The organism is Amycolatopsis rhabdoformis (assembly GCF_035918295.1).
In the GTDB taxonomy this organism is placed as follows: domain Bacteria; phylum Actinomycetota; class Actinomycetes; order Mycobacteriales; family Pseudonocardiaceae; genus Amycolatopsis; species Amycolatopsis rhabdoformis.
Genome location: NZ_CP142149.1, coordinates 4,032,985 through 4,054,445 on the forward strand (window position 1 = coordinate 4,032,985; position 21,461 = coordinate 4,054,445).

Annotated in this window: 19 protein-coding genes and 1 tRNA gene; 7 read left to right on the forward strand and 13 right to left on the reverse strand. The window is 68.8% G+C overall.

The features are described from left to right. Positions 1–55: 55 nt before the first annotated feature. Together VSH64_RS18335 and polA are read right to left on the reverse strand one after the other, a co-directional pair. Positions 56–610, reverse strand: a complete 555-nt coding sequence (locus tag VSH64_RS18335) for an EF-hand domain-containing protein (protein ID WP_326836831.1) — start codon at positions 608–610, stop codon at positions 56–58. 195 nt (positions 611–805) lie between these two features. Further along, positions 806–3,568, reverse strand: a complete 2,763-nt coding sequence (gene polA / locus VSH64_RS18340) for a DNA polymerase I (RefSeq protein WP_326836832.1) — start codon at positions 3,566–3,568, stop codon at positions 806–808. A 62-nt stretch (positions 3,569–3,630) separates the two neighbouring features. Here polA and VSH64_RS18345 point away from each other — a divergent pair, with 62 nt between their 5' ends. Next, positions 3,631–4,068, forward strand: coding sequence for a PaaI family thioesterase (locus VSH64_RS18345; protein ID WP_326836833.1), 438 nt, complete (start codon positions 3,631–3,633; stop codon positions 4,066–4,068). 508 nt (positions 4,069–4,576) lie between these two features. On the opposite strand, the gene VSH64_RS18350 is transcribed toward VSH64_RS18345, so the two are convergent. The 7 genes from VSH64_RS18350 to VSH64_RS18380 form a co-directional block, all read right to left on the reverse strand. Continuing rightward, positions 4,577–5,383 carry an alpha/beta fold hydrolase gene (locus tag VSH64_RS18350; protein WP_326836834.1) on the reverse strand — a complete coding sequence of 269 codons (807 nt, stop codon included), beginning with the start codon at positions 5,381–5,383 and terminating at the stop codon, positions 4,577–4,579. A 161-nt stretch (positions 5,384–5,544) separates the two neighbouring features. Beyond that, positions 5,545–6,258 carry an ABC transporter ATP-binding protein gene (locus tag VSH64_RS18355; RefSeq protein ID WP_326836835.1) on the reverse strand — a complete coding sequence of 238 codons (714 nt, stop codon included), beginning with the start codon at positions 6,256–6,258 and terminating at the stop codon, positions 5,545–5,547. Next, complete coding sequence (locus VSH64_RS18360) at positions 6,245–7,174, reverse strand: ABC transporter ATP-binding protein (protein ID WP_326836836.1); 930 nt, start codon at positions 7,172–7,174, stop codon at positions 6,245–6,247. The genes VSH64_RS18355 and VSH64_RS18360 overlap by 14 nt, the downstream gene beginning before the upstream one ends. Next, positions 7,171–8,319: a branched-chain amino acid ABC transporter permease gene (locus tag VSH64_RS18365; protein ID WP_326836837.1), complete on the reverse strand. Its 1,149-nt coding sequence runs from the start codon at positions 8,317–8,319 to the stop codon at positions 7,171–7,173. The genes VSH64_RS18360 and VSH64_RS18365 overlap by 4 nt, the downstream gene beginning before the upstream one ends. Continuing rightward, entirely contained in the window at positions 8,316–9,326 is a 1,011-nt protein-coding gene (locus tag VSH64_RS18370) for a branched-chain amino acid ABC transporter permease (protein ID WP_326836838.1), read from the reverse strand. Before VSH64_RS18370 ends, VSH64_RS18365 begins: the two co-directional genes overlap by 4 nt. A gap of 93 nt (positions 9,327–9,419) precedes the next feature. Next, positions 9,420–10,598, reverse strand: a complete 1,179-nt coding sequence (locus VSH64_RS18375) for a branched-chain amino acid ABC transporter substrate-binding protein (protein WP_326837976.1) — start codon at positions 10,596–10,598, stop codon at positions 9,420–9,422. 452 nt (positions 10,599–11,050) lie between these two features. Beyond that, on the reverse strand, positions 11,051–11,662 hold the full coding sequence (locus VSH64_RS18380; RefSeq protein ID WP_326836839.1) for an ANTAR domain-containing response regulator: 612 nt from the start codon (positions 11,660–11,662) through the stop codon (positions 11,051–11,053). Between the two features lie 172 nt (positions 11,663–11,834). Here VSH64_RS18380 and VSH64_RS18385 point away from each other — a divergent pair. After that, positions 11,835–11,908 (forward strand) — tRNA-Leu (locus tag VSH64_RS18385). Positions 11,909–12,410: 502 nt separating this feature from the next. On the opposite strand, the gene VSH64_RS18390 is transcribed toward VSH64_RS18385, so the two are convergent. Then, complete coding sequence (locus VSH64_RS18390; protein WP_326836840.1) at positions 12,411–12,875, reverse strand: SUKH-3 domain-containing protein; 465 nt, start codon at positions 12,873–12,875, stop codon at positions 12,411–12,413. A gap of 164 nt (positions 12,876–13,039) precedes the next feature. Between VSH64_RS18390 and VSH64_RS18395 the strand changes: the two genes are divergently transcribed. From VSH64_RS18395 to VSH64_RS18410, 4 genes are all read left to right on the forward strand, one after another. Next, a complete protein-coding gene (locus tag VSH64_RS18395; RefSeq protein WP_326836841.1) occupies positions 13,040–14,134 on the forward strand; it encodes an FAD-dependent oxidoreductase in 1,095 nt (364 codons plus the stop codon). 36 nt (positions 14,135–14,170) lie between these two features. After that, positions 14,171–14,302, forward strand: a complete 132-nt coding sequence (locus VSH64_RS18400) for a hypothetical protein (RefSeq protein ID WP_326836842.1) — start codon at positions 14,171–14,173, stop codon at positions 14,300–14,302. 222 nt (positions 14,303–14,524) lie between these two features. After that, positions 14,525–15,343 carry an SAM-dependent methyltransferase gene (locus VSH64_RS18405; protein WP_326836843.1) on the forward strand — a complete coding sequence of 273 codons (819 nt, stop codon included), beginning with the start codon at positions 14,525–14,527 and terminating at the stop codon, positions 15,341–15,343. Between the two features lie 543 nt (positions 15,344–15,886). Beyond that, complete coding sequence (locus VSH64_RS18410; protein WP_326836844.1) at positions 15,887–16,417, forward strand: hypothetical protein; 531 nt, start codon at positions 15,887–15,889, stop codon at positions 16,415–16,417. Between the two features lie 24 nt (positions 16,418–16,441). Here VSH64_RS18410 and VSH64_RS18415 read toward each other — a convergent pair whose 3' ends face one another. After that, entirely contained in the window at positions 16,442–16,630 is a 189-nt protein-coding gene (locus VSH64_RS18415) for a hypothetical protein (RefSeq protein ID WP_326836845.1), read from the reverse strand. Between the two features lie 79 nt (positions 16,631–16,709). Between VSH64_RS18415 and VSH64_RS18420 the strand changes: the two genes are divergently transcribed. Then, positions 16,710–17,123 (forward strand): nuclear transport factor 2 family protein, encoded by a 414-nt coding sequence (locus VSH64_RS18420; protein WP_326836846.1) that lies wholly within the window; start codon positions 16,710–16,712, stop codon positions 17,121–17,123. Positions 17,124–17,237: 114 nt separating this feature from the next. Here the strand turns inward: VSH64_RS18420 and VSH64_RS18425 are convergent, their stop codons facing one another. Together VSH64_RS18425 and VSH64_RS18430 are read right to left on the reverse strand one after the other, a co-directional pair. Next, positions 17,238–20,042: a family 78 glycoside hydrolase catalytic domain gene (locus VSH64_RS18425; protein WP_326836847.1), complete on the reverse strand. Its 2,805-nt coding sequence runs from the start codon at positions 20,040–20,042 to the stop codon at positions 17,238–17,240. Beyond that, the gene (locus VSH64_RS18430) at positions 20,042–21,352 is read right to left on the reverse strand and encodes an MFS transporter (protein WP_326836848.1); all 1,311 of its coding nucleotides are present in this window, start codon (positions 21,350–21,352) and stop codon (positions 20,042–20,044) included. The genes VSH64_RS18425 and VSH64_RS18430 overlap by 1 nt, the downstream gene beginning before the upstream one ends. Between the last annotated feature and the right edge of the window lie 109 nt (positions 21,353–21,461).

Below are 21,461 nucleotides of genomic sequence, written 5' to 3' on the forward strand. Positions count from 1 at the left end.
TCCCCCGTCCGTGTGCCGCGGCCACCCGAGGCGGTGGCCGCGGCTCACGGGGTCGTCAGCGGGCGCCCAGGGGGAGGTCGAAGCGGCCGAAGACCCAGGTGCCGGGGGCGTCGGCGTTGTCGCCGGCCCAGAATTCGTACCAGTGCTGGGAGAATTCGTCGGCGGTGAGGTAGCCGTCGCCGTTGAGGTCGAGGGCCGGGAAGACCGTGTCGGTGTCGGTGGCGGTGCCGTTCCAGGTCTCGATGAGGCGGCGGTACTCCTCGCGGGAGATGCGGCCGTCGCCGTTTTCGTCGATGGCCTCGAACATCGCGGACGCCGTGCCGGTCACCGCGTCGGGCATGCCGGCGAGCTGGTCGACCACGAGGAGGACCTCGTCGAGGCTCACCTTCTCGTCGCGGTCGATGTCGGACGCGGCGAGCAGCGTGGTCCACCAGCCCATCATGATCTCGCTCAGCCGCACCGCCTCGGGGGAGTCGGGAGCGAGGCCGCGGGCCTTCGTCCAACGGTCGGTGAGCGCCTGGAAGTCGGCTTCGGTGAGGAAGCCGTCGCCGTCGACGTCCATCGCCCCGAACACCGTGGTGATCTTGCTTCTCTGCAGTTCGCTCGCCATCGTTCGCCGTCCTTTCTCCGATCCCCCTTGGCCGGGGACCCCGTGGGCGAAGAACAGCGTTGTCGCGACTCAAGATCACTTGAACCGGCACAAGGGTGCTCCCCCGGCCCGACCCGGTGATTTCGTTAGTGACGCGAAGTAACCAAAACGGCGCCTTCCCCGAGGGAAAGGCGCCGTCGGCGTCCATTCGGCTTTCTAGTGGGCCGCTTCGTTCCACGAACGGCCGTAACCGACCGAGACCTCCAGCGGCACGGCGAGATCGTAGGCCGACCCCATGCCCTCGCGCACGAGCTTCTCCACCTCGGCGCGCTCGCCCTCGGCGACCTCCAGCACGAGCTCGTCGTGCACCTGCAGCAGCACCCGGCTGCGCAGCTTCGCCTCCACCAGCGCGCTGTGCACGTTGAGCATCGCGACCTTGATGATGTCGGCCGCGCTGCCCTGGATCGGCGCGTTGAGCGCCATGCGCTCGGCCATCTCGCGGCGCTGCCGGTTGTCGCTGGTGAGGTCGGGCAGGTAGCGGCGGCGGCCGAAGATCGTTTCGGTGTATCCGGTCTTCCCGGCCTCGCCGACCACGGACTGCAGGTAGTCGCGCACGCCGCCGAAGCGGTTGAAGTACGCCTCCATCTGCGACTTCGCGTCCTCGGTCGAGATACGCAGCTGCTGCGACAGCCCGTACGCCGACAACCCGTACGCCAGCCCGTAGGACATCGCCTTGACCCGGTAGCGCTGCTCCGCCGTGATCTCCTCCGCCGGCACCGAGAACGCGCGCGACGCGACGAACGTGTGCAGGTCCTCGCCGCTGTTGAAGGCCTCGATCAGGCCCTCGTCCTTCGACAGGTGCGCCATGATCCGCATCTCGATCTGGCTGTAGTCCGCGGTCATCAGCTCGACGTAGCCCTCGCCGACCACGAACGCGTCGCGGATGCGCCGGCCTTCTTCCGTGCGCACCGGGATGTTCTGCAGGTTCGGGTCCACCGACGACAGCCGCCCCGTGGCCGCGATGGTCTGCTGCAGCGTGGTGTGGATGCGCCCGTCGTCGGCCACCGCCTTGATCAGGCCCTCGACGGTCGTGCGCAGCCGCGTGGCGTCGCGGTGCTCCAGCATGTGCTGCAGGAACGGGTGCTCGGTCTTCTCGAACAGGCTCTGCAGCGCCTCGGCATCGGTGGTGTAGCCGGTCTTGGTGCGCTTGGTCTTCGGCATGCCGAGCTCTTCGAACAGCACGACCTGCAGCTGCTTCGGCGAGCCGAGGTTGATCTGCTTGCCGATGACCTTGTACGCCTCTTCCGCGGCCAGCGTGACGCGGCTGAGGTAGTGGGCCTCCAGCTCGGTGAGCTGCTCGACGTCCACGGCGATGCCCGCGGCCTCCAGCTCGGTGATCACCTCGAACAGCGGCAGCTCCAGCTCGGCCAGCAGCTTCGCGCCGCCGAGGTCTTCCAGCTCCTTGCCGAGCGCGCCGGCCAGCTCGAAGATCGCGCGGGCCTTCACCAGCTCGTCGGAGATCTCCTTCTGCTCGAGCCCCTCGGCGCCGCCGTCGAGCAGCGACAGCTGGCCGTCGCCCTCCGACGCCTCCGACCGCAGCTCGCGGTGCAGGTACCGCAGCGCCAGGTCGTCGAGCTCGAAGGTGCGCTGGCCCGGCCGCACGAGGTAGGCCGCGAGCGCGGTGTCGAGCACCAGGCCCGCCATCGTCCAGCCCCGCGCGCGCACCGCGTGCAGCGCCACCTTGAGGTCGTGGCCGATCTTGCGGATCTTCTCGTTTGCCAGCCACGCGGCCAGCGCGGTGTCGTCGGCCTCGTCCATCGCCGTGACGTCGACGTACGCGCCCTCGCCGTCGGCGCACGCGAACGCCAGCGCGCGCAGGTCGGAGCGGATCGACGTGCCCGTGGCGCGGAACGAGATCGCCACCGGCTCGCCTTCGCCGGTGTGCGCGGAGAGCCACGCGCCGAGCGCGCCGGGTGCCAGCGCCTCGCCCGAGACGTCGAAGCCCTCCTCGGCCTCCGGCTCGGCGCTGCTGAGTGTGGCGAAGAGCCGGTCGCGCAACACGCGGAACTCCAGCTCGTCGAACAGCCGGTGCACCGCGTCGCGGTCCCACGGCCGCAGCTCCAGCTGGTCGGGCACCAGGTCGAGCTGCACATCGCGCACCAGCTCGGTGAGCTGCCGGTTGAGCGTGACCGCCGTGAGGTTCTCGCGCAGCGCGTCGCCGACCTTGCCCTTCACCTCGTCGACCCGGTCGATCAGGTCGGCGAGCGTGCCGAACTGCCGGATCCACTTCGCCGCCGTCTTCTCCCCCACCCCGGGGATGCCCGGCAGGTTGTCCGACGGGTCGCCGCGCAGCGCCGCGAAATCGGGGTACTGGGTGGGCGTGAGGCCGTACTTCTCCTCCACGGCTTCCGGCGTGAACCGCACCAGGTCCGACACGCCGCGCTTCGGGTAGAGCACGGTCACGTGCTCGTTGACCAGCTGCAACGCGTCGCGGTCGCCGGTACAGATCAGCACGTCGAAGTTCTCGACGCCGGCCTGCGTGGTGAGCGTGGCGATGATGTCGTCGGCCTCGAAGTTCTCCTTGACCAGCGACGGGATGCCCAGCACCTCGAGCACCTCCTTGACCAGGTCGACCTGGCCCCGGAACTCGTCGGGCGTGGTGCTGCGGTTGGCCTTGTAGTCGGCGAACGTCTCCGACCGGAAGGTCTTGCGCGAGAGGTCGAACGCCACCGCGAGGTGCGTGGGCTCCTCGTCGCGCAGCAGGTTGATGAGCATCGAGGTGAACCCGAACACCGCGTTGGTGACCTGGCCGGTCTTCGTCTTGAAGTTCTCCGCGGGCAGCGCGAAGAAGGCGCGGTAGGCCATCGAATGACCGTCGACGAGCAGCAGTTTCGGCCGCTCGGCGGTGCTTTTCGGCCGCTTCGCAGTGGTGGTGGCGGCTGTGGCGTTCGCTACGGTTCGGTTCTCACTCGGGCTCACGAGAGCGAGTCTAAGGTGAGGGTCCGACACTCTTACGTGTCGCATAGGTTGAGGAGCAATGCGTGACCGAGCAGGCCGGCGACTTGGCGCTGGAATCCCGGGCGGGAATCGACCCCGCGGCCGCCGACCAGCAGCTGAACGACAAAATCGGGCTGAAAATCCTCGAGGCCACGCCCGAGCGCGTGGTCGGCACGATCCCCGTCGAGGGCAACCTCCAGCCCTACGGCCTCCTCCACGGCGGCGCCAACGCCACCGTCGCCGAGGCCCTCGGCTCGTACGTCGCCGCCCTCAACGCGGGCGCCGACCGCGCGGCGATGGGCCTCGAGCTGTCCTGCACGCACCACCGCGCGGTGCGCTCCGGCATCGTCACCGGCGTCGCCACCCCGCTGCACGTCGGCCGCGGCACGATCACGGCGGAAATCGTGCTCACCGACGACCAAGGCCGGCGCACGTGTACCGCGCGGCTCACGTGCGTGGTTCGAGATCGGCCTCCGGCCTAATTTCTCTCACGCTGTATTTTTTGCCTCGGCTTCGCCGAGGCGGGTGAGATCGCCTCAAGCCGGTTCCTTCCGTCCCGATTCCGCGCGGCCGGAGGCCGGGCGAAATCGGGACGGAAGAAACCGGCGCGATCTCACACCGGTGGCCGGCCTCAGAGCGGCCAGGTGGAGGCAGACCAGCCGGTCGGTGATCCGGTCCCTGCCCCGGAGTGGCCAGGTGGAACCAGAGCAGCCAGTCGGTGATCCGGTCCCTGCCCCGGAGTGGCCAGGTGGAACCAGAGCAGCCAGTCGCGGATCGGGTCCCGGCCCCGGAGTGGCCAGGTGGAACCAGAGCAGCCAGTCGGTGATCCGGTCCCTGCCCCGGAGTGGCCAGGTGGAACCAGAGCAGCCAGTCGCGGATCGGGTCCCGGCCGCAGGGCGGTCGGGTGGAAGCAGAGCAGCCAGTCGCGGATCGGGTCGGCCGCAGGGCGGTCGGGTGGGGAAGGGCGGCCGGCCGGGGGCCGGTGCGAGGTCAGAGGTGGCGGCCGAACCAATCGGTGAAGGCGGCGTCCACGAGGCGTGCGGCGGCGTTTTGCGGGGCGGGGTCGGTGCCGGGCTCGTCGGCGAGGGTGTGGGCCATGTCGGGGATGCCGACTAGCGCCGCGTGGGGGCCCAGGCCCGAGGCGAGGGCGGCGGAGGGGTCGCGGAAGGCGGCGTCGTCCTGGTCGCCGACGACGAGCAGCAGGGGCGCGGTGAGTTCGGCGGAGCGGGCGACGAAGTCGTAGTGCGCGGCGACCGCTCGCGAGCGGTCGGTCCAGGGGTAGGTGACGCCGTACAGGCGCTCGTTGCGGGCGACCACCGGAGCGAGCTGCACCACCGGGCTGACCACCGCGGCCGCGGCGATCTCGACGTCGCCGCGGGCCAGCACCTCGAGGGCGACCGCCGAGCCGGCCGAACCGCCGAACACCCCGACCGGACCGTCCACAAGCGACAGCCGAGCCCGCAGCCCGGCCACCGCGGCGGGAAACTCGGCGGCGGCCTGCTCGGTCACCGGTTCGTTCACGTTCAGCACCGCGTCTTCGCTCGCCAGCCGGAAGAACTCGTCGAACCCGCCCGCGGGCAGCCGGGCGCCGGTGAGCGGCAACCCGAAGTACACCCGCCACGCGGGCAGCCCGGTCATCGGCACGGCCGCCGCCATCGCGCGCTCGCTGCGCGGCGGCTCCATCAGGTGCCAGCCCACCACGAGCGCCGCGGGCGCGGCACCGTCCGCCGGCGGCAGCGCCACGAACGGCACCCCGGCCACTTCGCCTTCGACGACCTCCTGGCCCGCGATCCGCATCCCGTCCTCCTGACCTCGGCTTGCTCCGTAGGTCCAGTCAACCGCCCGGCGCCACCCGCGTACAGCGGAATTCGACGGCGCGAAAGAACCACCCGGGCTGAAATGAGAACCGGCCCTGCCCGCCGAAGCGCACAGAGCCGGTTCGCGAAGCCACCCGAGCGTCAGCCGACGCCGAGGTAGGCCTCCTTGATGCTGGTGTCCGCCAGCAGTTCCTTGCCGGTCCCGGACTTCGTGATCTGCCCGGTCTCCAGCACGTACGCGCGGTGCGCCCGCGAGAGCGCCTGCTGCGCGTTCTGCTCCACCAGGAGCACCGTGGTGCCCTGGCGGTTGATCTCCGTGATGATCCGGAAGATCTGCTGGATGAACTGCGGTGCGAGGCCCATCGACGGCTCGTCCAGCAGCAGCAGCCGCGGCTTCGCCATCAGGGCGCGCCCGATGGCGAGCATCTGCTGCTCGCCGCCGGACATCGTGCCGCCGACCTGGGTCTTGCGTTCCGCGAGCCGCGGGAACAGCTCGAAGACGCGGTCGAAGTCCGGCTGCAGGTTCTTCCGGTCCTTGCGCGCATACGCGCCCATGTCGAGGTTCTCGAGCACCGTCATGCCGGGGAAGATCCCCCGGCCCTCGGGCGACTGCGAGATCCCGCGGACCACCCGCAGGTCACCGCGCAACCGCGAGATGTCCTCGCCGTCGAAGCGGATCGTGCCGCCCGAGATCGGCCGGATGCCGGAGATCGCGCGCATGGTGGTGGACTTGCCCGCGCCGTTGGCGCCGATCAGCGTGACGATCTCGCCCTCGTCGACCGTGATGGACAGCCCCGACACGGCCTGGATCCGACCGTAGTGGACGGACACATCGGACAGCTCAAGCAACGTCATCGTCGGGCACCCCCAGGTAGGCGGCGATCACGGCCGGGTTCGCCCGGATCTCGGCGGGAACCCCTTCCGCGATCTTCTTGCCGAACTCCAGCACCACGATCCGGTCGGTCACGCCCATGACCAGCTTCATGTCGTGTTCGATCAGCAACACGGTGTACCCGTCGTCGCGGATCGTCCGGATCAGCCCCATGAGCTCTTCCTTCTCCGCCGGGTTGAACCCGGCGGCCGGCTCGTCGAGGCACAGCAGCTTCGGCTCGGTCGCGAGCGCCCGCGCGATCTCCAGGCGCCGCTGGTAACCGTAGGGCAGGTTCTTCGCGCGGTCGGCCGCCCGGTCGGCGATGCCGACGAACTCCAGCAGCGCCATGCCCTTCTCGATCGCCTGCTTCTCCTCGCGGTGGTGGCGAGGCGTGCGCAGCAGAGCGCCGACGAGGCTGGTCTTGTGGCGGGCGTCGGTGCCGACCACCACGTTCTCCAGCGCCGTCATCTCGGAGAAGAGCCGGATGTTCTGGAACGTGCGCGCGATGCCGAGCTGCGTGATGGCGTGGCGCGAAGCCTTGCCCAGCGGCTTGTCCTCCAGCAGCACCTGGCCCGAGCTGGGCCGGTAGACGCCGGTCATCGCGTTGAAGCACGTGGTCTTGCCCGCGCCGTTGGGCCCGATCAGGCCCAGGATCTCACCGCGGCGGATGTCGAAGGACACGCCGTCGAGCGCCACGAGACCGCCGAAGCGCACGGTGACGTCGTCGACCTTCAGCAGCGTCTGCCCCACCGCGACGTCGATCTCACGGTCCGGTGCGACGACCTCGGCGACCTCCGCCTCGTGCTCGGCGAGCTGCTCCGCGCTCATCTGGGCGACCTCCGCCACGAGGCCGCCTTCGGCCGGGACCTCGGGGCCCGAGCCGGTGCCAGGGGCGGTCATGCCTTCTCTCCCGGGGTCTCGGGGGCCAGTGAGCCGTCACTCGAGATCTGTTCACCACGGCCGAGCAGCCGCTGGTACGCCTGCCTGCCGTACGTGAGCAGCCGCTGCCGCGCACCGAGCAGGCCCTGCGGGCGAAAGATCATCAGGATGATCAGCGCCAGGCCGAAGATGAGGTACTTGTACTCGGCGATCGCCTGGAACCGCAGCGGGATGTACGCCACCACGATCGCACCCAGCAGCACACCGACCTTGTTGCCCGCGCCACCGAGGATCACCGCGGCGAGGAACAGCATCGACGTGACCACGTCGAACTTCTGGTTGTTCACGAAGCCGAGCTGGCCCGCGTACAACGCCCCGGACAGACCGCCCACCGCCGCACCGGACACGAACGCCCAGATCTTGAACTTGTACGTCGGCAGGCCCATGATCTCGGCCGCGTCCTCGTCATCCCGGATCGCGACCCAGGCCCGGCCGACCCGGCTGCGCTCCAGGTTCCCGACCAGGAACAACACGAGGATGATGAGCGTGACGCACAGCCAGTACCACGGCGTGCCGTCGGAGTTGTTGAACAGGGCGCCGCCGTCGGCGTTGGTGCCCGGTGGGTGCCCCACCGACTGGAACCCCCGGTTGCCGCGCAACGGGTCGACGTTGTCCGCCAGCAGGCGCACGATCTCGCCGAACCCGAGGGTGACGATCGCGAGGTAGTCCCCGCGTAGTCGGAGCGTGGGTGTCCCGAGGATCACGCCGAAGATCATCGTGACCACCATGGCGATCGGCAGCACGATGAGGAACGGCAGCTTGTGCAGCGACGAGTCGGGGCTCGTGAACAGCGCCATCACGTAGGCGCCGACCGCGAAGAAGCCGACGTAGCCGAGGTCCAGCAGGCCGGCCTGGCCGACCACGATGTTGAGCCCGATGGCGACCAGCGCGTAGCGGGACACCTCGAACATCGCGATCGGGAAGTCGTACCCCGGCTGCGTGCTGATGATCGGCGGGTTCAGGACCGGCAGCAGGTAGATCAGCGCCACCAGGGGCACCAGCACGAGCCACTGCTGCACCCGCGGCAGGTTGTTCCACCAGTCCGAGATCGGCCGCTTGCGCTTCGCCGGAACGGCAGCGGTAGGTGGTGTCGAAGTCACCGTCATACCCGTGCCTTTCCGAGCGATTCACCGAGGATGCCGGTCGGGCGGACCATCAGGATCAGCACGAGGAGCACGAACGACACGACGTCGCGCCACTCACCGCCGAACAGCGTCTGGCCGTAGTTCTCGGCGACCCCGAGCAGCAGGCCGCCGAGCAGCGCGCCGCGCAGGTTGCCGATACCGCCCAGCACCGCGGCGGTGAACGCCTTGATGCCGAGGATGAAGCCGCCCTGGTAGGAGGCGCCCTGCGGCACCTTCATCATGTAGAACAGGGCCGCCGCGCCCGCGAGCAGGCCACCGATGAGGAACGTGAGCGTGATGACGCGTTCCTTGTTCACGCCCATCAGCGTGGCGGTGTCCGGGTCCTGCGCCACGGCGCGGATGCCGCGGCCGAACTTGGTGCGGTTCACGAACATGTTGGCGGCGAGCATCAGCACCACCGACGCGATGATCGTGATGATCGTGACGTTGGTGACGTCGGCGCCGAAGATCTTGAACACCGGTTCGTTGCGCATCAGGCGGATGCCCTGCTCGGCGTTGCCGCCGCGCCAGATGAACAGGATCTGCTGCAGCACGAAGGAAGCGCCGATCGCGGTGATCAGGAAGACCAGCTTCGGCGCTCCGCGTTTCCTCAGTGGACGGTAGGCCACTCGTTCCAGCAGCACCGCCGTGCCACCGGAAACGGCCATCGCCGCGAGCAGGGCCAAGAGCAGGAACCCGATCAGCTCGAACACCGGCAGCTCAGGCGTGTCGCCGGGCCGGAAACCGAGACCGAAGAAGGTGAACCACACCGCGAAGGCGCCGTAGATGAACACCTCGGAGTGGGCGAAGTTGATGAGCTTCAGCACGCCGTAGACGAGGGTGTAGCCCAGCGCTACGAGCGCGTAGATGCTGCCGTACGCAAGACCGTCGATCGTGTTGGCCCAGAACTGGTCAACGAAGCCTTTCACGTCGAAGGTGATCCAGCTGTCGCCCTGTGCCAGGACGAGCGAGCTCAGGTCATGGGTCATCGACACACTAGTTCTCCATGTGGGTCCGGGGTGCGGGTCCGGCGGGATCGAGCCGCCGGACACGCACCCCGGTAACTGGAACGGAAGCCGGGACTACTTGATCTCGGTGTTGCGGACGATCTTCCCGTTCTCGACCTTGTAGGTCCACACGGTGGTCGACGAGAGCTCACCCTTGTCGTCCCACTTGAAGTGCTTCGTGAGGCCCTGACCGTCGTAGGTCTTCACGAAGTCGAGCAGCGCCGGGCGCGTGGTCTTGCCGGAGTCGATGCCCTTCAGCAGGATCGTCGCGAGGTCGTAGGCCTCGGGCGAGTAGGTGCCCGGGTCCTTGCCGGTCGCGGCCTTGTACGCGTCGGTGAACTTGGTGAACTGGTCCGCCGGCACACACGGGCAGGTGAAGTAGGCGTTCTTCGCGGCTTCGCCGGCGCCCTTCACGAACTCGTCGTCCTTCACGCCGTCCGGGCCCACGAACTTCGCGGTGACGCCGGCGTCGTTCAGCTGCTGCGCGAACGGAGCGGCTTCCTGGTAGTAGCCGGAGTAGAACACCGCGTCCGGAGCGGCGGCCTTGACCTTGTTGACCACGGCCGAGAAGTCGGTCTGCTTGGTCTTGACCTTGTCCTCGCACGCCAGCGCGCTGCCGAGACCCTGCTTGGTCGTCGCGGCGAGCCCCGTGCCGTACTCGGAGTCGTCCTCGATGACGCAGACCTTCTTGGCGCCGAGCTCACCGGTCATGAACTTCGCGGCGGCCGGGCCCTGGCTGTTGTCGTTGCCGAGGCCGCGGAAGAAGGTCTTCCAGCCGTTGGCGCTCAGACCCGGGGCCGTGGCCGACGGGGTCACGGTGACGAGGCCGGCGGTGTTGAAGATGTTGCCGACCGCCTTGGACTCACCCGAGAACGGGAGGCCCACCACGCCGATGATCGCCGGCGTGTTCACGATCTGGGTCACGATGCCGGGCGCCTTGTCGGGCGTGCCCTCGGTGTCGTACTGCTCCAGCTTGACCTGGCAGCCCGGGTTCGCCTTGTTGTGCTGGTCGACCGCCAGCTTGGCGCCGTTCAGGATGTTGACGCCGAGCGCCGCGTTCGCACCGTTGATCGTGCCCGCGTAAGCGATGGAGGTCGGCGAACACTGCGCCTTGCCGTCACCCGCGGGGTCGGCGGCGTCGGCCGCGGCCGAAGGAGCCGCCGCCTGGGGGGCGTTGCTGTCGGATCCACCGGATCCGCTGTCGGTCCGCGCCGCGCACGCGCTCAGGGAGATGGCCCCCGCAGCCGCCAGCACGAGAATCTTCGTGAGTCGTGCTCTCTGCACTCTTCCTCCAAATGCCAACCAACCGTTCGTAGCCGAACGGCTCGTCCCTGCGTGGGACCTGACTGGCCGCTGAAAGTAGCCGCCCCGTGAGGTGTTGCACAGAGTTACCCACCGTCTTGTATCCACATCGTGACGGTCGTCACCGGCAGTAATGGACGTTTTCCACCCGATTGTCGCAATATGACAACCGGGTGATGACAGTGAGTACGCAGATGCGCCTCATTCGGAGCACTTGACCAACGGCTCTGATGATGTTGGCAGTCTATGAACTCCACTGGGCTCGTGAAGGGGCACCGCGTCAAGATCGTTCACGAAGGTAGCAAACGTGCCCTGCTGACCCGAACGGAGCAACCGCAGAAAACGCCAAAACGGGCGCAACCCCCTGGTCACGCCCGTTTTTGCCACTCGTTGGAGTGAGACTCTCAGCCGATGCTCTCGACCACGGCCTCGGCCACCGCCTTCATCGTGGTGCGGCGGTCCATCGCGGTGCGCTGTATCCAGCGGAACGCGTCCGGCTCGGTGAGGCCCTGGCGGCTCATCAGCAGGCCCTTGGCGCGGTCGATGACCTTGCGGGTCTCGAGCCGGTCGGTGAGGCCCGCGACCTCGGCCTCGAGCGCCTGCAGCTCCGAAAAGCGGCTCACGGCCAGCTCGATCGCCGGCACGAGGTCACGCTTCGCGAACGGCTTGACGAGGTACGCCATCGTGCCGGCGTCACGCGCCCGCTCGACGAGGTCGCGCTGACTGAAGGCCGTGAGGATCACCACCGGCGCGATCCGGTCGCTGGTGATCTTGGCGGCGGCCTCGATGCCGTCGAGCTTGGGCATTTTCACGTCGAGGATGACGAGGTCGGGCTTGAGGTCGGTGGCCAGGTTGATGGCCTCCTCGCCGTCGCCGGCTTCGCCGACCACCTCGTACCCCTCTTCGCGCAACATCTCGACCAGATCGAGCCTGATGAGCGCCTCGTCTTCCGCGACGAGCACCCGACGCTGCGGCACGGTGGCGGCACCGCTGGCCTCGGTAGCCTGTTCGGTCACCGGGGTCCTCCTGAAGGCTCGGCGGGACGGTTGACTCGCGGTGACCCGCGAAATCCCAGCCTACCGGGAACGATCCAGTTCCCAAGATGGCGTTCACCACGAAGTGGCGCCCGCGACACCCCGCCCCGGTCCATCCCCGCCCAGGGAGATCGCGTAATGTTCACCCGGTTCCGCCCCTGTAGCCCAACTGGCAGAGGCAACGGATTCAAAACCCGTCCAGTGAGAGTTCGAATCTCTCCAGGGGCACGGACAAGAACTCCCCGAGCGGGCCCAGCCCTGGTGGCTGGGCCGCTCTTGGGAGTCCATCGGATCGTAAGTCCTTTCTGCTGTGCCCGCGATGGCTGTCGGCTGATCTGCGGGTCAGGTGATCGTCACGTGTCGCATGTGCGCCGCCGTCCTGGACCTGGATGTGCAACCGGACCATCTCGAAGAGTGTCCGAAGCAGACCGTCCGACGCGCGGGCCAGGTTGACCGCGGGGCACGGCAGGGCGTCCAGCAACGCCATCCCCTCGGCAGTCTGCCTCCGCGGTGGCGGTTGTGGGCGAAGTCCTTGGCGGTCGGCAGGTTCTTCGTCCGCGAGATCCCCGAGCGCTGGTCTTCGGTGGCGTCCCGGTACAGCCGGTGCCGTCGCCACGGCCGCCGAGCGCACCGCCCGCCGGGTCTCCGGATCACCTCGTGCCGTGGGGCGGACCAGAGCCGAGCGAGCTGGCCGGCAGGGCCGGGAGAGCGACCGACCGCCGTCGCGTGATCACTCGGGGACCTCGCGATCGAGATGCAGCGACCCAGGCTCCACGAGGAGACCGTGGACGACGTCCACGAGGTCGGAGCCCAGCAGTCCGTAGGATTGGTCGAAGCCGCCCCAGAACCTTCCGGTCTCGTCGATCACGAGGGTCATGTGTGAGTACTCGCCGACCGGGGTGACCGGCATGCCGATGGCCTGTGCATAAGCGGTGCACCACTCCGGATCCGCGCACCGCGCAGCCTTGTGTCCGTCAATCACCAGAGCGCGAGTCGCGTCTTGTGATCCGATGGTCAATCCGGAGTAGCCAGCCAAGAATCGCGGAACAAACCGCGTCACAGCGAAACCTGCCTCATCGAGCTCTCGGAGCTCAGCCGCAACGTCGACGTTCCGGTCCGGAGTCCACCCGGCCATCTGGATCAGGTCGTGAGAGTTCGTCACTGGCCCGGCACCGGTGTTGTGCAATTGCTGCACGGCGCGAAGTACTCGCCGGGGCCGGTGCGGACGGTGTGGATCACCACTCGGCCGAGGATAGCCAACGGCTCCGCAACGTACTTGTTTGTCTCGCGCAAGTATGTACATCCTGTGGGCATGGCGCACGAGGACCTCGAAGGCGTGGTCTGCCGGTGGCAGCAGGCATGACGCACGTGCTGATCGCCGGCGGGGGTGTCGGCGGGCTCTGCCTCGCCCAGGGCCTGCGCGAAACGGGCCTGCGGGCCACCGTCTTCGAGCGCGACCCCGGCGCCGGGACCCGCGGCCAGGGCTACCGCCTGCACATCGACGGCGACGGCGACGAGGCGTTGCGCAGGTGCCTGCCCGACGAGCTGTTCCGCCGTTACCGCGACACCTCGGCGGAGCCCGGCCGCGGCAAGATCACCACCGTCAAGTCCGACTTCACCGAGCTCGCCTCGTTCCCCGTGCCGGTCGCCGATCACACGGCGGTGGACCGCCTCCTGCTGCGAGAGATCTTGAGGTCCGGTGTGGACGTCCGATTCGGACGGACGGTGATCGACGCGAAGGATACCGGCGACGGAGTCGTCCTGCGTTTCGCCGACGGCAGCGAGGAACGCGGTGACGTGCTGGTCGGCGCCGAAGGCGTCGGTTCGGTGCTGCGCCCGATCGTCGCGCCGGACGCGGTGGTGGTCGACACGGGGATGCGCTGCGCCTACGGCCGCACGCCGTTGACCGCGCTGCCCGAGCTGGACGACCGGCTCTTCGACGGCTTCACCTCGGTGATCGGCCGACCCTCACTTTTCGGCAAGGGGGGTGCGCTCGCGTTGGCCGCCTTCCGGGCGCGCAGTCACGATCCGGGCCTGCCACCGGTCGCGGACTACCTGATGTGGGCGGTGATCGGCGCCGTGCCGGACATGAGCGATCCCCGCGCGCTGCACCGGTTCGCGACGAAGTTCGTCAAACGCTGGCACCCGGAATTCCGCCGGATCGTCGCGAACGCAGACGTGCCCGCCACCTTCGGCACACCCATCCGCACCTCCGGCCCGGTGCCGTCGTGGCCGACCGGGCGGATCACACTGCTGGGCGACGCCATCCACGTGATGCCACCCGCCGGCGGCGTCGGCGCCAACACCGCGCTGCGGGACGCCGCCCTGCTGAGCGATCTGCTGGGCAGCACCGATCCCCTCACGGCGTTCGCCGGCTACGAGGCCCGGATGCGCGAGTACGCCACCGAGGTCGTGCGCCAGAGCACCCAGCTGATGCGGGGGAACAACAAATGAGCTCAGCGACTCCTGGGCGCCGGCCGCCTCGCCACGATGGACAACGCGGTCGTGACGACCGTGGGGCGCCGCAAGCTCGACTCGTTCGACCCGCGGGTCGGCAAGCCGCTCGCGTTCGAATCCGGAAACCGTTCGCCGGCAAGGACGACCGCCTACGTGCACCCGTGAATACCTCGGCAGGTTCGGCGGCGTCCGCTCGGTGCTCGAGTGGACGGGCACCCCGCCCGTTGTCGGCGCCAATGCCCGCTTCGTGGCAGATCGCCTCCTCGATACCGGGGCCACGGTTGTGCGCCGGTGGGCAGCGGCCGGCGGACGAGGCAAGTGACCTCGCGTCACCGTGAGCAGTCGGTCGACGGCGCGGCGCGAGCGCCTCGCGGTAAGTTGCTGCCCATGAGCGAGCTCGACGACGACTTTGCGACGGTCATCGATCCGACGGTGCCGAGCACGGCCCGGGTCTACGACGCGGGTTTGGGCGGCAAGGACAACTACGAGGTCGACCGGGAAATGCTGCGCAAGGTGCAAGCAGTGGCACCCGAGGTGACCGAACTGGCCGTCGTGGCCCGGAGATTTCTGATTCGTGCCGTGCGGTTCCTGGCCCGCGACATGGGCATCGACCAGTTCCTCGACTGCGGTTCCGGGCTGCCCACGGCCGAGAACGTCCACGAGGTCGCCCAACGGTTCAACCCCGACGCGCACGTGGTCTACGTCGACAACGACCCGGTGGTGCTCGCGCACGGCCGGGCCCTGCTGTCGGACAACGAGAACACCCGCATCGTCCGCGGCGACATCTTCCGGCCCGCGACGCTGCTGGCCGATCCGACGGTGCGCCGCGAGCTCGACTGGAACAAACCCATCGCGCTGATCCACTCGATGAGCCTGCACTTCTGCGCCGACGACCCGGCCGCCGTGCTGCGCGAGTACCGCGACGCCCTGCCCTCGGGGTCGTTCCTGGTGTTCAGCCACGCCCTCGATCCCGAAGACGACGAGTACAGCGTGGTCGCCCGCAACATCGAGCGCGTGTACCAAGGCGCCTCCTCCGGACAGATCCACTTCCGCACCCGTGCCGAGATCGACTCCATGCTCGCCGGGTTCGAGCCGATCGAACCGGGCCTGGTGCAGCCGGCCGACTGGTGGCCCGAGGGCCCCCGCGTGCAACCGCTCAAACTCTCCGACCACTGCCTGCTCGCCGGCGTGGCCCGCAAGCCCTGACCGGGTCGCGTCCCTGCTGACCTGCGCTGTTCCCAGCATCGTCGCGCCATCCGGGTTTTGCTCGGCTCCAGTGCCACCGGGCGCACGGGCCCTGGGGACGGCGAGGCCCGGATGGCACGCGGTGCGGCGACAGACCGGCCGTGGCTGCCGGGCGCTCGAACGCGTGATCCGGGACCGGCGGCGTGGTGACGGTCGTCGTGAGCGACCGACGCCCACCCGGAGGGCACGTGTCAGTGGCTCCTGCCGGCCGGCTCACCGTGGAAGACAGAAGTTCAGCAGGCTTCCGACCTCGTCCCGGAGCAGATCCGGCAGCACCTCATCCTGCCGGTCCCCTCGGGCGATCCGGTCCGGATCGCGCACCTGCCACGCATAGCGGACAAGTCCCCCAAATAGTCACGCTCGGTGATCACGAGTGGATCTCCGACAGCGAGAATTCCGGGAACGTCCGGCAGGATTCCGGGCATGCGTTTGTCTCGAAGATTCATCGCCGTCGCCTTCGTGGCGGCGGCTGCCGCAGGATGCTCGAACAGTGGGAGCGCTGCCGTGGCGACGGCGCCGGCCTCCAGCAGCAGCCTGCCGACCACCACCGCCGCCACCAGCAGCGCGCCTCCCCCGGCGCCGTTCGTGCCGACGGTTTCTCCCGCAAACCTGAGCGCGGCCTGCCCACTCCTGGGCCCCGCGGAGCTCGCGAAGCTGTTCGACGACCCGGACGCCTACGCCAGCAGCGAACAGCCCCAGACACACCAAGACCAGTTCACCGCCTACAACTGCGACTACCACCTCGCCGATCCCCCCAACACCCACCTGGTGACCCTCTCGGTCGGCGGCGTCCCGTCGCAGCTCTCTCCCCAGAAGGCGCTGCAGCTGTTCAGCGAGTCCTGCGCGGATGACGTGCAGTCCCTCTACGCAGCCGCGATGTACTGCTACAGCACAGACGGCGGCACCCAGATCGTGGTCGCCAAGTCCAGCCACGGTGAGACCCGCCTCGCGACGCTCTCCCTGGTGAATCCCCCTGACGGCACCATGCGCGCCGAATACACCGCAATGATGAAAACCCTCGAAGGCCGCCTGTAACCCACGGCAGCGCCGCGACCCGGTTCACGACCGGCCGCGGCGCTGCGACGGATGTGCCCCGAAACCCAGAAACCCCGCGTCGTCCGCATGATCGCCGTCGTCCCCGGCCGTCTGGTCGCCGACACCTCCGCCACCGCCCGCGGTCAACGGCAACCGCGGTTCGAACACCTCGCCCTCGGCGAAGGAACATTCCTGGGCGGTCTCACGGGTCACCAGGACAGGATCTGACCTGGTCGCGCCCTACTGTGGCGAGCGGTCGGAGCAGGCCCACTGGCTGACGAGGAAAGAACAAATGGACGCGTCTCAGCAGAACAAGGCACTGGTGCTGGCCTTCTACAGCGATCTCTCGGCCGGAAACCTCCCAGGGGCGCTGGGTCGGCTGGACGAGAATCTGGAATATCGGATCGGGGGCCACCCCGCCGAGTTCCCGCTGGCGGGAGTGCACTCCAAGTCCGAACTGATCGACGTTCTCGGTGCGATCGGCGCGGCCGTCCCCGACGGTGTCCAGGTTGAGATCTTCAGTGCCATCGCCGAAGGAAGTCAGGTGGTGGTCGAGTTCATCGCCCGAGGGGTCTCCGCCACGGGTAAGACCTACGAGAACCGAGTGGCGTTCTCGTGCGAAGTTGCCGATGGGAAAATTCGGAAAGTGCGGGAGTATCTCGATACGCTCCATGCGAACACGGTGCTGATGGAGAAGTCGGCATAGTTCGGTGCGGTCGGCAAACCTGCCATGGTTTGCCCCAAGAACCGTCCGGGTCCTGGCATCGCGCTGATCTCATCGAACCGGGGTTGTGTGCCGACCGAGCCAAGAGTCCCGATTTCATGACAGCTCGCCCGCGGGGAGCGCCGCAAGCGCCTTTTCGATGGCGTCCACCACGTCAAGTGGGGTATGACTCAGCGGATCGCGCAGCGAACGCCCCGGTGTCCAGCGCGTGGTGCGCCGGAACGCGGCCGCTCGGTCGGGATCGATCGCGCTGATCGCTCCCAGGACGGCTCGGTAGGCCTCCCTGTCGTCGACGATGGTGGCCAGGTCGCTGTCGAGCCCGAGTTCGGCGCGGCTTCGGCGCGGGCGGGGGTGGCGCTCCGTCCAGGTGTAGCTGCCGCTGCCGACTTCGTGTTCCACGCCGGAGGGCAGCCGGACGCGGGCACGGGTGTTGGCGGGCACCTCGACGTCGAACCGCACCACCTCGCCGTCCCGGCGCCAGGCCGACGACGCGCGGCCGTAGGGCGTCTCGTGCCAGGCCGACGCGTCGTCCAGGAAGTCGAGCAGCGTCGGCGCGATGCGGATGCGCCGGTACCCGGGCTCCAGCGGCGCCAAGCCGGCGACCACGCGGTGCAGCCAGTCGGCAACGGCGCCGAGCGCGTAGTGGTTGAAGGACGTCATCTGACCGGGGTTGATCGAGCCGTCCTCCAGCATCGAGTCCCATCGCTCCCAGATGGTGGTGGCGCCCATCGTGACGGGGTAGAGCCAGGACGGGCTCTCCGTCTGGGCCAGCAGGCGCGCCGCGGTGTCCACGTGGCCGGTCGCGGTCAACGCGTCGCAGATGATCGGGGTGCCCACGAACCCGGTCGCGATGTGATAGCCGTACGCCCGCACGAGGTGACGCAGCCGCTCTCCCATCGCGGCTTTCCGTTCGCCCTCGACAAGACCGAACGCGATCGCGACGGCGTAGGCGGTCGGCGCGTCGGACATCATTCGTCCCGCCGCCGTGGTGTACGTGGCGCGGAACGCGTCGCCGATTCGCCCGGCCAGTTCTCGGTAGTGGCGTGCGTCTTCGGCATTTCCGCAGGCTTGAGCAGCCCGAGCGGTGAGATCCGCCGAGCGGAAGTAATAGGCCGTGGCAACCAGCCCGGGATCCGTCTTGGCCCGGCCCGGCTGGTCTGGTGGAGCGTCCGGGTCGAGCCAGTCCCCGAACTGGACACCGCTCTCCCACAACGGACTTCCTCCGGTGCGCGCGGTGATCGTGTCCACCCAGGACTTCATCGCGGCCAAGGAATCGCCCAGCGCGCCCTGGTCACCGAAACGTTCACCGAGGACGGCCGGCACCACGGTGACCGCGTCACCCCACGCCGCGACCGGCTCCAGCTGGCCCGGTACCTGGGGAATCACGGCGGGCACCACCATCGGGACCACGCCGCCGGCCGCCGTCTGTTCCAGGCGCACGTCCTCGAGCCACGACCGGAGAAACGCGTTGCAGTCGTAGAGGAACGACGCCGTCGGTGCGAACACCTGGATGTCGCCGGTCCAGCCGAGCCGCTCGTCGCGCTGGGGACAGTCGGTCGGGATCGACAGGAAGTTGCCGCGCATCCCCCACACCACGTTCTCGTGGAGCCGGTTCAGCAGGGCGTGTGAGGTCGAGAAGCCACCGGTGCGCGGCAGGTCCGTGTGGACGACCGCGGCCGAGATCGAGGCCGGCGAGAACTCGCCGGGCCAGTCGTGGATCTCGACGTAGCGGAACCCGTGGAAGGTCCACTTCGGCTCCCAGGTCTCCTCGCCGTCGCCGGCGAGCGTGTACCGGTCGGTGGCCGCGGCGTTGCGCAGCGGCCGGGTACCGAGCTCACCGCGTTCCAGCACTTCGGCGTGGCGCAGGGTGATCGTGTGCCCGCGCGGCCCGGACACCGTGATCCGGACCCAGCCGACGAGGTTCTGGCCGAAGTCCACCACGGTGGCACCGGACGGCGTGGTGATCACGTCCACCACCTCCCGGCGTTCGATCACGCGGACCGGTTGGCTCGTACGCGGTCGCGGCCGCACCGCCGGGACTTCGACCGGCACCACCGGGCTCCAGTCGCCGTCGGCCACCGTGGAGCTCGCCCAGCCGGGATCGAGAAGCCGGGCGTCGTACGTCTCGCCCTGGTAGATGCTCGCCGCGACCACGGGTCCGGGCGAGCACCGCCAGCTCTCGTCGGTGACCACCGTGGCGGTCGTGCCGTCCTCGTACTCGATCACCAGTTGCGCCGCGGCCGCCGGGCTGCCTTCGTAGAACCGCCGGGCCCGGTCACGGAAGCCGTACGCCTCGGTGTACCACCCGCCGGCCAGTTCGATCCCGAAGGTGTTCGTCCCGGACCGCAGGTGCGCGGTCACGTCGGTGACGTCGTACAGCAGCCGCCACTGGTAGCTCGTCCAGCCCGGCTTGAGCACCGCGTCGTCGACCGTGGCGCCGTTGAGGCGGACGTCGTAGGCACCGAACGCGGTGGCGTAGAGGAAAGCCCGCCGGACCAGGCCCCGCACCTCGAAGGCAGCGCGCAGCAGCTGCGGATCGTCCGAACCGGACCCGACGAACCGCGCGCCCCACTCCCCCGTACCGAGAAATCCCGCCGTGGCCTCGGTCGGCTCGCTCCACGGCGACACCACCCCGTCGGCTCCGCGCACCCGTACCCGAACCCGGACCGTTTCCCGGGGCCGCAAGGGCGCGAACGGCCACGCGACGAACACCGACTGGTCGCCGTCGATCGTCGCGGTCGTCCCAGCGGTGCCGACAGTGAGCTCGATCTCCGCACCCGCCTGCGTCCAGTCATCGGTACCGGCGACCGTCTTCCACGAGAGCCTCGGTGTCGCGGTCGCGACGAACGGCTCGGCGGACAGGCCGATGCGCGGAGCGTTGACCGTGACGGCACCCGTCATCAAAGAGCCTCCTTGGCGGCGAGGGAAGTGCTGGTGTGCAACGAAGACGTCGGCCGGCCCGAATCGCGGCGCAGGCGCCGGATGATGACCGTGCCGACGAGGCCCGACACGAGCGCGAACACGGCCAGCAGCAGATACAGGCCCGTGGGGCTCCACGCGATCAGCGCCGGGGTGACGAGCGCGAAGGCGGCGGCGATGAAGCGGGCGATGGCGATGGTGAAGCCCTGCACCGTCGCGCGCGCGTTGACCGGGAACGACTCCTGCGTCCAGATCTTGTAGAGCGCTTCCCCGACGAACGGGAACGCGAGGTTGTAGAGCACCAGCGCGACGATCATCGCGGGCAGGACCACGCCACCGGTCACCGCGATCAGCAGCTGGCAGAGGATGAAGACCACCACGCCCGCGGCGAAGAACCGGCTGCGCCACTTGGTGTCCGCGATGCGGGTGAACGCGATCGTGCCGACGAGCCCGATCAGCGTGGTGCCGAACGAAAGTCCGGTCGCGACGGTCTGGGTCGTGCCGCCGACGGTGACCAGGAAGTAGGTCTTGAACGAGCCGAAGGTGTTGGCCACCAGGGTGAAGAACAGGTAGAAGAGCGCGGTCAGCGTGATCAGCAGGAGCGAGTTCCGGTTGCGCAGCAGAGCCGAGATCGGCAGGGCTTTCGAGGGATCCACGTCGGCCGTGGTGTTGCGGGCTCGCGCCTCTTCCTCGAGGCGGCGGAACGGCGGGTAGAACGCGCGGAACACGAAGGTGGCCACCGCGAGCACGGCGAGGATGCCGAAGATCAGGCTGACGCCGGACACGCCCAGACCGGAAACCGCGAAGCCGAGCAGCGTCACGATGACCACGCCGATCGTCCACATCACGTGGGTGAAGGCGACGAGCCTGCCTTGCGTTCCCTCGGGTGCGCGCTCGGACAGCACCGCCAGCGAGGTCGGCAGGTCGGCGCCGGCGGCGATGCCCAGCACGATCACGCCGGTCACGAGCACCGGTGCGCTGGGAGCCAGCGCGACCGTGACCGCGGCCGCGGCGTAGAGCAGGATCGTCATCGAGAACATCCGGCCGCGGCCCAGCAGGTCCGCCAGGCGCCCGCCGGTCAGCGACCCGACCGCGATGAACAGCGTCAGCGCCGACCCGAGCACGCCGACCGTCCACACGTCGAGGTCGAACGCCTTCTTCCACAGCGCCAGGCCCAGCCCCACGGAGATGATCGCGCCGGAGTCCAGGAGCGACGCCATCCCCGCGGCGACGGCGAGCAGCCAGTGTCTGCGGTCGGGCCCGGCCGTCGTGGCGGCGGTGTTCTCGGCCATGAGGTCTCCTTCTTCGTCGAAGCAGCATGCCCGTTGGTAATACGTTTTACCTCAGTGGCGGGAGGCATCACACCACATGGCCTCCCCGTATCGTCAAGACCGCGCAGCG

Excerpts from the sequence above, each read along its gene's own strand:
- VSH64_RS18335 (WP_326836831.1), bottom strand. The coding sequence starts at position 610 with ATGGCGAGCGAACTGCAGAGAAGCAAGATCACCACGGTGTTCGGGGCG.
- VSH64_RS18350 (WP_326836834.1), bottom strand. The coding sequence starts at position 5,383 with ATGCGGATCGCGGGCCAGGAGGTCGTCGAAGGCGAAGTGGCCGGGGTG.
- VSH64_RS18355 (WP_326836835.1), bottom strand. The coding sequence starts at position 6,258 with ATGACGTTGCTTGAGCTGTCCGATGTGTCCGTCCACTACGGTCGGATC.
- VSH64_RS18360 (WP_326836836.1), bottom strand. The coding sequence starts at position 7,174 with ATGACCGCCCCTGGCACCGGCTCGGGCCCCGAGGTCCCGGCCGAAGGC.
- VSH64_RS18365 (WP_326836837.1), bottom strand. The coding sequence starts at position 8,319 with ATGACGGTGACTTCGACACCACCTACCGCTGCCGTTCCGGCGAAGCGC.
- VSH64_RS18370 (WP_326836838.1), bottom strand. The coding sequence starts at position 9,326 with ATGACCCATGACCTGAGCTCGCTCGTCCTGGCACAGGGCGACAGCTGG.
- VSH64_RS18395 (WP_326836841.1), top strand. The coding sequence starts at position 13,040 with ATGACGCACGTGCTGATCGCCGGCGGGGGTGTCGGCGGGCTCTGCCTC.
- VSH64_RS18400 (WP_326836842.1), top strand. The coding sequence starts at position 14,171 with ATGGACAACGCGGTCGTGACGACCGTGGGGCGCCGCAAGCTCGACTCG.
- VSH64_RS18405 (WP_326836843.1), top strand. The coding sequence starts at position 14,525 with ATGAGCGAGCTCGACGACGACTTTGCGACGGTCATCGATCCGACGGTG.
- VSH64_RS18420 (WP_326836846.1), top strand. The coding sequence starts at position 16,710 with ATGGACGCGTCTCAGCAGAACAAGGCACTGGTGCTGGCCTTCTACAGC.
- VSH64_RS18425 (WP_326836847.1), bottom strand. The coding sequence starts at position 20,042 with ATGACGGGTGCCGTCACGGTCAACGCTCCGCGCATCGGCCTGTCCGCC.
- VSH64_RS18430 (WP_326836848.1), bottom strand. The coding sequence starts at position 21,352 with ATGGCCGAGAACACCGCCGCCACGACGGCCGGGCCCGACCGCAGACAC.